Annotated in this window: 19 protein-coding genes and 2 pseudogenes; all 21 read right to left on the bottom strand. The window is 37.3% G+C overall.

The annotated features are described in order from the left end of the window. Window positions 1-416 (bottom strand): 30S ribosomal protein S4 (rpsD, locus tag AC1DDX_RS20520; protein ID WP_477622499.1); only part of this gene is annotated, 416 nt, incomplete at its 3' end. Window positions 417-481: 65 nt separating this feature from the next. Next, window positions 482-871, bottom strand: coding sequence for a 30S ribosomal protein S11 (rpsK, locus tag AC1DDX_RS20515; protein ID WP_048907426.1), 390 nt, complete (start codon window positions 869-871; stop codon window positions 482-484). Window positions 872-893: 22 nt separating this feature from the next. Further along, a pseudogene (gene rpsM, locus AC1DDX_RS20510) lies at window positions 894-1,175 on the bottom strand (30S ribosomal protein S13); the annotation flags it as partial. A 94-nt stretch (window positions 1,176-1,269) separates the two neighbouring features. Next, complete coding sequence (gene ykgO / locus AC1DDX_RS20505; RefSeq protein ID WP_008244551.1) at window positions 1,270-1,386, bottom strand: type B 50S ribosomal protein L36; 117 nt, start codon at window positions 1,384-1,386, stop codon at window positions 1,270-1,272. A gap of 1 nt (window position 1,387) precedes the next feature. After that, window positions 1,388-1,606, bottom strand: a complete 219-nt coding sequence (infA, locus tag AC1DDX_RS20500) for a translation initiation factor IF-1 (protein WP_048907428.1) — start codon at window positions 1,604-1,606, stop codon at window positions 1,388-1,390. A gap of 71 nt (window positions 1,607-1,677) precedes the next feature. Next, a complete protein-coding gene (gene map, locus AC1DDX_RS20495; RefSeq protein ID WP_172661513.1) occupies window positions 1,678-2,463 on the bottom strand; it encodes a type I methionyl aminopeptidase in 786 nt (261 codons plus the stop codon). 11 nt (window positions 2,464-2,474) lie between these two features. Beyond that, window positions 2,475-3,784: pseudogene (secY, locus tag AC1DDX_RS20490) on the bottom strand (preprotein translocase subunit SecY). A 3-nt stretch (window positions 3,785-3,787) separates the two neighbouring features. Continuing rightward, a complete protein-coding gene (gene rplO, locus AC1DDX_RS20485) occupies window positions 3,788-4,234 on the bottom strand; it encodes a 50S ribosomal protein L15 (RefSeq protein ID WP_048907431.1) in 447 nt (148 codons plus the stop codon). 111 nt (window positions 4,235-4,345) lie between these two features. Continuing rightward, the gene (gene rpmD / locus AC1DDX_RS20480) at window positions 4,346-4,525 is read right to left on the bottom strand and encodes a 50S ribosomal protein L30 (RefSeq protein WP_048907432.1); all 180 of its coding nucleotides are present in this window, start codon (window positions 4,523-4,525) and stop codon (window positions 4,346-4,348) included. Between the two features lie 4 nt (window positions 4,526-4,529). Next, the gene (rpsE, locus tag AC1DDX_RS20475; RefSeq protein WP_008244566.1) at window positions 4,530-5,048 is read right to left on the bottom strand and encodes a 30S ribosomal protein S5; all 519 of its coding nucleotides are present in this window, start codon (window positions 5,046-5,048) and stop codon (window positions 4,530-4,532) included. Window positions 5,049-5,066: 18 nt separating this feature from the next. Further along, window positions 5,067-5,420, bottom strand: coding sequence for a 50S ribosomal protein L18 (gene rplR, locus AC1DDX_RS20470; protein WP_048907433.1), 354 nt, complete (start codon window positions 5,418-5,420; stop codon window positions 5,067-5,069). Between the two features lie 5 nt (window positions 5,421-5,425). Beyond that, on the bottom strand, window positions 5,426-5,983 hold the full coding sequence (gene rplF, locus AC1DDX_RS20465) for a 50S ribosomal protein L6 (RefSeq protein WP_172661514.1): 558 nt from the start codon (window positions 5,981-5,983) through the stop codon (window positions 5,426-5,428). An 18-nt stretch (window positions 5,984-6,001) separates the two neighbouring features. Next, on the bottom strand, window positions 6,002-6,400 hold the full coding sequence (gene rpsH / locus AC1DDX_RS20460; protein WP_048907435.1) for a 30S ribosomal protein S8: 399 nt from the start codon (window positions 6,398-6,400) through the stop codon (window positions 6,002-6,004). Between the two features lie 112 nt (window positions 6,401-6,512). Beyond that, complete coding sequence (gene rpsN, locus AC1DDX_RS20455) at window positions 6,513-6,782, bottom strand: 30S ribosomal protein S14 (RefSeq protein WP_048907436.1); 270 nt, start codon at window positions 6,780-6,782, stop codon at window positions 6,513-6,515. Continuing rightward, complete coding sequence (gene rplE / locus AC1DDX_RS20450; RefSeq protein WP_288882897.1) at window positions 6,782-7,348, bottom strand: 50S ribosomal protein L5; 567 nt, start codon at window positions 7,346-7,348, stop codon at window positions 6,782-6,784. The genes rpsN and rplE overlap by 1 nt, the downstream gene beginning before the upstream one ends. Then, entirely contained in the window at window positions 7,348-7,686 is a 339-nt protein-coding gene (gene rplX, locus AC1DDX_RS20445; protein WP_048907438.1) for a 50S ribosomal protein L24, read from the bottom strand. Before rplX ends, rplE begins: the two co-directional genes overlap by 1 nt. 1 nt (window position 7,687) lies before the next feature. Then, the gene (gene rplN / locus AC1DDX_RS20440; RefSeq protein ID WP_008244575.1) at window positions 7,688-8,056 is read right to left on the bottom strand and encodes a 50S ribosomal protein L14; all 369 of its coding nucleotides are present in this window, start codon (window positions 8,054-8,056) and stop codon (window positions 7,688-7,690) included. A gap of 1 nt (window position 8,057) precedes the next feature. Then, window positions 8,058-8,312, bottom strand: a complete 255-nt coding sequence (gene rpsQ / locus AC1DDX_RS20435) for a 30S ribosomal protein S17 (RefSeq protein WP_048907439.1) — start codon at window positions 8,310-8,312, stop codon at window positions 8,058-8,060. A 13-nt stretch (window positions 8,313-8,325) separates the two neighbouring features. After that, window positions 8,326-8,535 (bottom strand): 50S ribosomal protein L29, encoded by a 210-nt coding sequence (rpmC, locus tag AC1DDX_RS20430; RefSeq protein WP_172661515.1) that lies wholly within the window; start codon window positions 8,533-8,535, stop codon window positions 8,326-8,328. Between the two features lie 74 nt (window positions 8,536-8,609). Continuing rightward, window positions 8,610-9,032 carry a 50S ribosomal protein L16 gene (gene rplP / locus AC1DDX_RS20425; protein ID WP_008244578.1) on the bottom strand — a complete coding sequence of 141 codons (423 nt, stop codon included), beginning with the start codon at window positions 9,030-9,032 and terminating at the stop codon, window positions 8,610-8,612. Between the two features lie 38 nt (window positions 9,033-9,070). Then, the coding region (gene rpsC / locus AC1DDX_RS20420) for a 30S ribosomal protein S3 (protein WP_477622498.1) at window positions 9,071-9,902 on the bottom strand (832 nt) is incomplete at its 5' end.

The following is a 9,902-nucleotide window of genomic DNA, read 5'->3' as shown; positions in this document are numbered from 1 at the left end:
ACATCTCCAGCTTTTAATTGATATGAAGGGATATTTACTACTTCACCGTTAACTGTTACGTGTTTATGGCTAACTAACTGACGAGCAGCTGAACGTGTAGTAGCAATACCTAATCTGTATACTGTATTATCTAAACGAGCCTCTAATAATTGCAATAAGTTATCACCTGTAATTCCTTCACGAGAAGACGCTTTGGTAAACAAGTTACGGAACTGACGCTCCAATACACCATAAGTATATTTAACTTTTTGCTTTTCCATTAATTGAACTGCGTATTCAGATTGTTTTCCTCTTCTTTTTGAGGCACCGTGTTGCCCAGGAGGATAATTTTTTCTATCTAATACTTTATCAGGGCCAAAAATTGGCTCTCTGAATTTACGCGCGATTTTGGACTTCGGTCCTGTATATCTTGCCATTGCTTTTTGTTTTAAAGTATCATGCAACCTGAAGCTGCAGACTCTTAGCTTTAAAAATTAATAAATTAAACTCTTCTCTTCTTAGGAGGACGACATCCATTGTGTGGAAGCGGCGTAATATCTTTGATAGAGGTTACTTCGATACCTGAAACCTGCAATGTTCTAATTGCAGACTCACGACCTGAACCTGGACCTTTAACAAAAACTTCTACTTTACGTAGACCTAAATCAAATGCTACTTTACCGCAATCAGATGCAGCTTGACCTGCTGCATATGGAGTGTTCTTTTTAGAACCCTTAAATCCCATTTTACCTGCAGAAGACCATGAAATAGTTTGACCGTTGTTATTTGTTAGGGTAACAATGATATTGTTAAAAGTAGCATTGATGTGCGCCTGACCAACAGGCTCAATAACAACAATACGCTTTTTGGTAACTTTTTTACTCTTAGCCATAATTATTATTCAGTACTAATTTTTATTTAGTAGCTTTTTTCTTGTTCGCAACTGTTTTTCTCTTGCCTTTACGTGTACGAGAGTTGTTTTTAGTACGCTGACCACGCACAGGTAAACCTTTTCTGTGACGTAAACCACGGTAACAACCAATGTCCATTAAACGTTTGATGTTTAATTGAACCTCTGAACGTAAAGCTCCTTCAACTTTTACGCCGTCGTTTATAATGGTACGGATTGCTGATAATTCATCATCAGACCAGTCCTGTACTTTTTTGCTTAAATCGATACCTGCTTCAGTCCTGATATCCTTGCCATATTTGTACTAAATGTTTGATTATTTGATTAAACGACAGATTGAGTAACCTGTACATTCAATCCAATCATACTTCAATAATTTCTTAACCTTGACGTTGCTTAAACTTAGGGTTTTTCTTGTTTATAACGTAAAGTTTACCTTTACGACGAATAACCTTGCAATCAGCACTACGTTTTTTAATTGATGACCTAACTTTCATTTTATTTATATCTATAAGTAATCCTGCCCTTTGATAAATCGTAAGGCGACATCTCTAATTTTACTTTATCTCCGGGTAAAATTTTGATGTAGTGCATCCTCATTTTCCCCGAAATATGAGCTATTATCTCATGTCCATTCTCTAGTTCAACTCTGAACATGGCATTCGATAATGCTTCTTTTATTACACCGTCTTGTTCAATTGAGGCTTGTTTAGCCATATAATATTGATTTTTACTTAATTAGCTGCTATTAAACAGGGTTGCAAAATTAAATAAAAAATTTTAATTATTTACTTTTTTTCTATTAAAACTTCTTCAATTAAAGAAAAGGTTGATAAAACATCTGCTTTTCCCTTTTTTACAGCCACTGTATGTTCAAAATGTGCAGAAGGTCTATTGTCATTACTGGTTACTGTCCAGCCATCAGACCAAAACTTCACTCCGGCTGTGCCGGCATTTATCATTGGTTCTATTGCTATAACCATCCCCTCTTCCAGTTTAATCCCGCTACCACGTTTACCGTAGTTAGGAACCTCTGGCTTTTCATGCAACTTAACTCCTACTCCGTGCCCTACCAGCTCTCTTACTACACCAAAACCATTCTTCTCTGCCAGGTCCTGAACAGCAAAACCAATATCTCCAATTCTGGAACCTACAACTGCCTTTTCTACAGCCAGTCGTAAACATTCCTGAGTTACTTCTACCAACTTCTTCTTCTCGGCACTTACTTCTCCAATTGAAAATGTATATGCTGAATCACCAAAGTAGTTGTTTTTAATAACCCCGCAATCCACTGAGATAAGATCACCTTCCTGAATCACATAATCGCTCGGAAATCCATGAACAACTTGTTCATTAGGTGAAATACAAAGCGAATAAGGAAAGCCGTTATAATTCAAAAAAGCAGGTATTGCGCCATGATCCTTAATAAAAGTCTCAGCCAGCTGATCTAACTTTTTGGTTGTAACACCTGGCTGAATAACTTTTGCTACTTCAGCTAGTGTTTTTGACACTAACAAAGAGCTTTCTCTTATTAATTCTATCTCCTCGAGGGATTTATAATAGATCTTAGACATTCTTTCTTCTACTATATCACTGCATTGCTTCCGCTAGCAGCTGGAATTCCTGTTCTTCCAGTAACACGACCTGTCTTCATCAATCCATCATAATGACGCATTAACAAATAACTTTCGATCTGTTGCAATGTATCCAAAACCACACCTACAAGAATTAGCAAAGAAGTACCGCCATAGAAATGAGCGAACTCAGATTTAATTCCAAACTTAACAGCGATTGAAGGAAGAATAGCGATGATAGCTAAAAAGACAGCACCCGGAAAGGTAATCTTTGAGATCACATCGTCTATAAAAGATGAAGTAGACAATCCAGGTTTAATACCAGGAATGAACCCACCGTTCTTTTTCATATCATCCGACATCTGAGTAGGATTAACTGTAATAGCGGTATAGAAAAACGTAAATGCAATAATTAAAAAAGCAAATGTTAAACTATATGCTAACGAAGTATAATCACTAAACTGAATTAGCCATGTATTTTGTAGTGAAGGAAAAAATTGCGTTAAAGTTGCCGGAATAAACATTAATGCCTGAGCGAAAATGATTGGCATTACACCTGCAGCATTCACCTTTAATGGTATGTACTGTCTTACACCACCAAATTGTCTGTTACCAACAATTCTTTTGGCATATTGAACTGGTACTTTACGTACACCCTGTACAATCATGATAGTGAACATAACTACTGCAAAAAGTGCAACTATCTCAATCACCAAAGCGATAAGTCCACCATCACCTACAAATCTAGAGCTGATCTCTTGTTGTAAAGCGATAGGTAAACGAGCGATAATACCAACCATAATGATCAGTGAGATACCATTACCGATACCTTTATCAGTAATTTTCTCTCCTAACCACATTACAAATAATGTACCTGCGGCCAATACAAACGTAGCCAGAACAAAGAATAATGTATGATTAATGATAATTCATAACCAACTGCTTGTACAGCTGTAATAGCAACAGTTAGATAGCGTGTAATTTGATTCAGTTTATTTCTTCCACTTTCACCTTCCTTTTGCATTTTCTGAAACGAAGGTACAGCAATACCTAATAGCTGAACTACAATTGATGCAGAAATATAAGGCATAACTCCCAAAGCAAGAATAGATACTCTGGAGAATGATCCCCCAGCGAACATATCCAAAAGGCCCAAAAGGCCAGACTTCTCATTATCGCCTAAAAGAGTCGCATCAACACCTGGCAAAACCACATGCGATACAAATCTATATACCAAAAGAATCATGAGCGTAAATACTATACGCTCTTTTAATTCTTGAATTTTCCAAATATTACTTAAAGTAGTAAACAGCTTCTTCATTAATTACAATTTTTCGATTGAGCCTCCAACAGCCTCAATAGCTTTTTGTGCAGTAGCAGAAAAAGCATGTGCTTTAACTTCTAATTTAGATTTAACCTCACCACGACCTAATACTTTTACCAGATCATTTTTTGAAGCCAATCCGTGTTCTTGCAAGATAGCAAAATCAATGCTTGTTAAGTTAAACTTCTCAGCCAAACCTTGTAAAACATCTAAGTTTACACCTACATATTCAACACGGTTAATTGGTTTGAAACCTACCTTAGGCACACGACGTTGTAACGGCATTTGACCACCTTCAAATCCAATCTTAGTTGAATGTCCTGAACGTGATCCAGCACCTTTATGTCCACGTGTCGAAGTACCACCACGACCAGAACCAGTACCACGACCTATCCTCTTACTATTTTTAGTAGAACCTGCTGCAGGTTTTAAATTACTTAAGTTCATTTTTAAAACTTATTGTGTTGCCCTTCGCTTTCACTAATCAGGGACAACGGTTAAACAATATACAAAGGTTGCAAATGTAGTCATATAACTCACATCTGCAACCTTAAATAATTATATACTCTCGATAGCTATTAAGTGATTAACTTTTCTTACCATTCCAATAATGGCAGCAGTTGCTTCTACTTCTACACTTTGGTTCATTTTAGTTAAACCTAAAGCTTGCATCGTTCTTTTTTGGCGTTCGCTTCTATCGATAATGCTTTTTACCTGGGTTATTTTGATCTTCGCCATAATATTATCCGTTAAAAACTTTATTTAAATCTACACCACGTTGCTGAGCTACAGTATAAGCATCACGCATCTTAGTTAAAGCATCAACAGTTGCTTTTACCACGTTATGTGGATTAGATGAACCTTTTGATTTGGCCAATACGTTATGTACTCCGGCACTCTCTAATACAGCACGCATTGCACCACCAGCAATTACTCCGGTACCTACTGCAGCTGGTTTGATTAAAACAAAACCACCTGAGAATTTACCAATTTGCTCGTGAGGAACAGTACCATTTAACAAAGGAACTTTTACCAAGTTCTTTTTAGCATCATCGATGCCTTTTGCAATTGCTTCTGTTACCTCTTTAGCTTTACCCAATCCGTAACCTACGATTCCGTTTTCATCTCCAACAACTACGATTGCTGAGAAGCTGAAAGTACGACCACCTTTGGTTACTTTGGCTACACGCTGTATGCTAACTAAACGATCTTTCAATTCGATTTCGCTAGTCTTAACTCTTTTTATATTGATAGTTGACATTCTTATCCTATTTTCAGATTAAAATACTAAACCAGCTTCGCGAGCACCTTCTGCCAACGATTTTATACGTCCATGGTATAAGTAGCCGTTTCTATCGAAAACAACTTCTTTAACACCAGCTGCGATTGCTTTCTCTGCAACTAATTTACCTACAGCTACAGATTGCTCCGATTTGTTTCCAGTACCTGAAAAATCTTTAGATAAAGATGAAGCTGATACAATTGTACTACCGGTTACGTCGTTAATGATTTGAGCATAAATTCCTTTATTGCTTCTATAAACCGATAAACGTGGACGGCTTTCAGAACCTGTTAATCTTTTTCTGATTCCTTTTTTTATACGATCTCTACGAGATAATTTTTTCCCTGCCATGATGATTATTTTTTAGAAGCTGATTTACCTGCTTTTCTTCTTAACACTTCTCCTACAAACTTGATACCTTTACCTTTGTATGGCTCTGGTGCACGTAACGAACGGATTTTCGCTGCTACTTGTCCTATCAGTTGTTTATCAATACTTTCCAAAATAATTTTTGGAGTCTGACCTTTTTCTGAAGTTGTCGTTACCTTAATTTCTTCCGGTAATTGGAATACATAGTGGTGAGAATAACCTAAAACAAGATCCAAAGTATTTCCTTGGTTAGTAGCACGGTAACCCACACCTACTAATTCTTGTTGAATTTTATAACCTTCTGTTACACCAACAACCATATTGTTTAACAAAGAACGATACAAACCGTGTAACGCTTTGTGTCTTTTTTGTTCTGAGGGACGTTGTACAGTTAATACACCATCTTCCTGACTTACTGTGATATCTGAATCTACTGCTTGAGTTAATTCACCTTTAGGGCCTTTAACAGATACTACGTTATCTTTAGATACAGTAATTGTAACACCTGAAGGGATACTAATTGGGGCTTTTCCTATTCTTGACATTTTGCTATCCTCCTTTAATTAATAAACGTGACACAAAACTTCGCCACCAATGTTTAGTTTAGCAGCTTCTTTATCAGTCATAACACCCTTAGATGTAGATAAGATCGCGATACCTAAACCGTTTAATACTCTTGGCATATTCTCTACGCCAGCATATTGCCTTAAACCTGGTTTACTGATACGTACTAATGTACGGATTGCAGGTATTTTCGTAATAGCGTTATATTTTAAAGCTATCTTGATTGTACCTTGAGCAGTAGTATCCTCAAATTTGTAATTGGCAATGTAACCTTTATCAAAAAGTACTTTAGTAATTTCCTTTTTAAGGTTTGATGCAGGAATCTCTACAATTCTGTGATTTGCCTTGATGGCATTTCTTACCCTTGTAAGATAATCTGCTATTGGATCTGTATTCATTTTTTATATAGTTGTGATAGTGGTTTCCTTCCTGACCTATTCGGGACGACCTGCCATCGGTTAATATTTATTTTCTACTCAAGGAAAATACCTTAAGTACAAAGAAGCTGTGTTACCAGCTTGCTTTTCTAACTCCAGGTATTTTACCTGCTAAAGCCATATCGCGGAAAAGTACCCTTGATATACCGAAAGTACGCATATAACCACGAGGACGTCCAGTCAATTTACAACGATTGTGTAAACGTACAGCAGATGAGTTTTTTGGTAACTTATCTAATCCTTCATAATCACCAGCAGCTTTAAGTTCAGCACGTTTGTCTGCATACTTAGCTACTAATTTCTGGCGCTTAACTTCGCGAGCTTTTACTCCTTCTTTTGCCATTATAGATTTGTATTTTGATTTTTAAACGGTAATCCAAATTGTTTTAAAAGTTCCAATGCTTCAACATCAGTAGTAGCAGTAGTTACAAAAGTAATGTCCATACCTAAAATCTTGCTGATTTTGTCGATGTTGATCTCTGGGAAGATGATTTGTTCGGTAATACCTAAAGTATAGTTACCTTTTCCATCAAAACCTTTATCATTGATACCTTTGAAATCACGGATACGTGGCAAAGCTACGGAAATTAAACGATCTAAAAACTCATACATGTTATTATCACGCAAAGTAACACGTACACCTACTGGCATACCTTTACGCAATTTAAAGTTTGAGATATCTTTTTTAGATTTTGCTCCAACTGCCTGCTGACCAGAGATAGTAGTCATCTCCAAAATAGAGCTGTCCATTATTTTCTTATCAGTTACAGAGAAACGCCCAACACCTTGGTTAATAGCGATTTTCTCTAACTTAGGAACTTGCATAACGCTTTTATAATTGAACTTATCTTTAAGTGCAGTTACAATTTCCTCTTTATATTTACTTTTTAATCTTGGTACGTAAGCCATTATTTGATCTCCTCTCCTGATTTTTTACTAACCCTAACTAATTTCCCATCAGCATTAAGCTTTCTGCCAACGCGTGTTATGTCACCTGATTTAGGATCTATTAACGCAACGTTAGAAATATGAAGAGCAGCTTCTTTTTTAATGATACCACCATTTGGGGTAGCAGCATTTGGTTTTGTATGTTTTGATACAAGGTTAACACCTTCTACAAGGATTCTGCTTTTAGTAATTAATACTGAAAGAACTTTACCTTGTTGGCCTTTTGAATCGCCAGCTATAACCTTTACTAAATCTCCTTTACGGATTTTTACTTTTGGTGTAGTTACTTTATTTTTCATTTTATAATACCTCCGGTGCTAATGATACAATTTTCATGAATTGTTTTTCACGCAGTTCTCTTGCTACCGGGCCAAAAATACGTGTACCACGCGGCTCATCTTGTGCATTTAATAATACTGCTGCATTGTCGTCGAAACGGATGTAAGAACCATCTTTACGTCTGATCTCTTTCTTTGTTCTTACAACAACTGCTTTAGAAACGGTTCCTTTCTTGATGTTTCCAGAAGGCAATGCACTTTTAACGGTAACAACGATTTTGTCACCAATAGAAGCATATCTTTTTCCAGTACCACCAAGGACACGGATAACCAATACTTCTTTTGCGCCGCTATTGTCGGCTACGTTTAATCTTGATTCCTGTTGTACCATGTTATTTAGCCCTTTCTAAAATTTCCACTAATCTCCAGTTCTTGTTTTTACTCAGCGGACGAGTCTCCATGATCAGTACTGTATCACCAATACCGCAATCGTTTTTCTCGTCATGAGCCATAAATTTGGTAGTTTTCTTAACAAACTTACCATAGATCGGGTGTTTCACTTTACGTTCTACCGCTACAACAATAGATTTATCCATCTTGTTGCTTACCACTAACCCGGTTCTTGTTTTTCTTAATTGTCTTTCCATTTCGACTCTAAAGTTATTTAGTTTCACTAGCTGACTGAGCTTTACGCTTAGTCACTTCAGTATTTAATCGGGCGATATCTCTTCTTACCTTTTTAATGCGGGTAGGATTCTCTATAGCCGAAATTGTATGCGCAAATTTTAACTTTACTAAGTTTTCTTTTTCTTCTGCAATCCTGACTACTAGTTCTTCTTGTGAAAGCCCTGTGATTTCTGAGTTCTTCATTTTATTAATTTTTATGTTGTGGGCCTAGCGGTTGTAATAACAAGTTACTTACAACATTCAACCCATAACTTTTCTTATGCCTCTACGTAATCTCTACGTACTACAAATTTTGTTTGGATCGGTAATTTTTGAGCTGCCAATCTCATAGCTTCTTTAGCAATTTCTAAAGGAACTCCTTCGGCTTCAAAAATAATACGTCCTGGTCTAACTACGGCTACCCAGTATTCCGGAGCACCCTTACCTTTACCCATACGTACTTCGGCTGGTTTCTTAGTTACCGGTTTGTCCGGGAATATTCTAATCCAAACCTGACCTTCACGTTTCATGAAACGAGTCACGGCAATACGGGCTGCCTCTATCTGACGACTGGTAATCCATGTCGACTCTAAAGATTTAATCCCGAAAGATCCGAATGACAATTCAGCACCACGAGTTGCTAAACCTTTCATTCTGCCCTTTTGCATCTTTCTGAACTTCGTTCTTTTTGGCTGTAACATTTTATCTTAATATTATCGTTAAACGATCTGTTAACTAATTATTTACGAGGACCTCTATTCTGAGTATTTCCGCCTCTATTATCTCTTCCTGCACCAGGACCGCCTTGACCAGGACCTCTTCCGCCACGACCTTTGTCGTTTCTTCTGTCGCCACCGCCACGGTTATCTCTGTCTCTACCACCACCTGCAAAAGCACCTTCTGGTCTTCCACCTTTGCCTGGAGCATTGCTCGTAGCACCGATGTTTGGAGAAAGATCACGTTTACCGTAAACTTCACCTTTACAGATCCATACTTTAACACCTATTTTACCATAAGTAGTTAAAGCTTCTGCTAATGCATAATCAATGTCTGCACGGAAAGTATGCAAAGGAATTCTTCCTTCTTTATACTGTTCGCTACGAGCCATCTCAGCACCACCTAAACGACCAGAGGTCATAATTTTGATACCTTCAGCACCCATACGCATTGTTGATGCGATAGTAGACTTCATTGCTCTACGGAATGAAATCCTTGCTTCTAATTGTTTTGCAACACCTTCTGCTACTAATTGTGCATCAAGCTCAGGACGTTTAATTTCAAAGATGTTGATCTGAATTTCCTTCTTAGTCAATTTTTTCAACTCTTCTTTGATCTTGTCAACTTCCTGTCCTGCTTTACCGATCACAATCCCCGGACGAGCTGTATGAATAGTAACAGTGATACGTTTCAACGTACGCTCTATTACCACTTTAGCTACACCGCCTTTTGCAATACGTGCAGAAAGGTATTTTCTTATTTTTTCGTCCTCAACTAATTTATCAGCATAGTTGTTGCCACCGAACCAGTTAGAATCCCAACCTTTGATGATTCCTAACCTGTTACCTATTGGA

It is taken from the genome of Pedobacter sp. 10L46_2 (assembly GCF_056395165.1).
Note: the sequence above shows the minus strand (reverse complement) of the source record. Positions and strands in the feature narration are given on the sequence as shown.

Excerpts from the sequence above, each read along its gene's own strand:
- rplF (WP_172661514.1), bottom strand. The coding sequence starts at position 5,983 with ATGTCAAGAATAGGAAAAGCCCCAATTAGTATCCCTTCAGGTGTTACA.
- map (WP_172661513.1), bottom strand. The coding sequence starts at position 2,463 with ATGTCTAAGATCTATTATAAATCCCTCGAGGAGATAGAATTAATAAGA.
- rplE (WP_288882897.1), bottom strand. The coding sequence starts at position 7,348 with ATGGCTTACGTACCAAGATTAAAAAGTAAATATAAAGAGGAAATTGTA.
- rpsK (WP_048907426.1), bottom strand. The coding sequence starts at position 871 with ATGGCTAAGAGTAAAAAAGTTACCAAAAAGCGTATTGTTGTTATTGAG.
- rplX (WP_048907438.1), bottom strand. The coding sequence starts at position 7,686 with ATGAAAAATAAAGTAACTACACCAAAAGTAAAAATCCGTAAAGGAGAT.
- rplO (WP_048907431.1), bottom strand. The coding sequence starts at position 4,234 with ATGAACTTAAGTAATTTAAAACCTGCAGCAGGTTCTACTAAAAATAGT.
- rplP (WP_008244578.1), bottom strand. The coding sequence starts at position 9,032 with ATGTTACAGCCAAAAAGAACGAAGTTCAGAAAGATGCAAAAGGGCAGA.
- rplR (WP_048907433.1), bottom strand. The coding sequence starts at position 5,420 with ATGGCAGGGAAAAAATTATCTCGTAGAGATCGTATAAAAAAAGGAATC.
- ykgO (WP_008244551.1), bottom strand. The coding sequence starts at position 1,386 with ATGAAAGTTAGGTCATCAATTAAAAAACGTAGTGCTGATTGCAAGGTT.
- rpsN (WP_048907436.1), bottom strand. The coding sequence starts at position 6,782 with ATGGCAAAAGAAGGAGTAAAAGCTCGCGAAGTTAAGCGCCAGAAATTA.
- rplN (WP_008244575.1), bottom strand. The coding sequence starts at position 8,056 with ATGGTACAACAGGAATCAAGATTAAACGTAGCCGACAATAGCGGCGCA.
- rpsH (WP_048907435.1), bottom strand. The coding sequence starts at position 6,400 with ATGAATACAGATCCAATAGCAGATTATCTTACAAGGGTAAGAAATGCC.
- rpmC (WP_172661515.1), bottom strand. The coding sequence starts at position 8,535 with ATGAAGAACTCAGAAATCACAGGGCTTTCACAAGAAGAACTAGTAGTC.
- rpmD (WP_048907432.1), bottom strand. The coding sequence starts at position 4,525 with ATGGCGAAGATCAAAATAACCCAGGTAAAAAGCATTATCGATAGAAGC.
- infA (WP_048907428.1), bottom strand. The coding sequence starts at position 1,606 with ATGGCTAAACAAGCCTCAATTGAACAAGACGGTGTAATAAAAGAAGCA.
- rpsQ (WP_048907439.1), bottom strand. The coding sequence starts at position 8,312 with ATGGAAAGACAATTAAGAAAAACAAGAACCGGGTTAGTGGTAAGCAAC.
- rpsE (WP_008244566.1), bottom strand. The coding sequence starts at position 5,048 with ATGTCAACTATCAATATAAAAAGAGTTAAGACTAGCGAAATCGAATTG.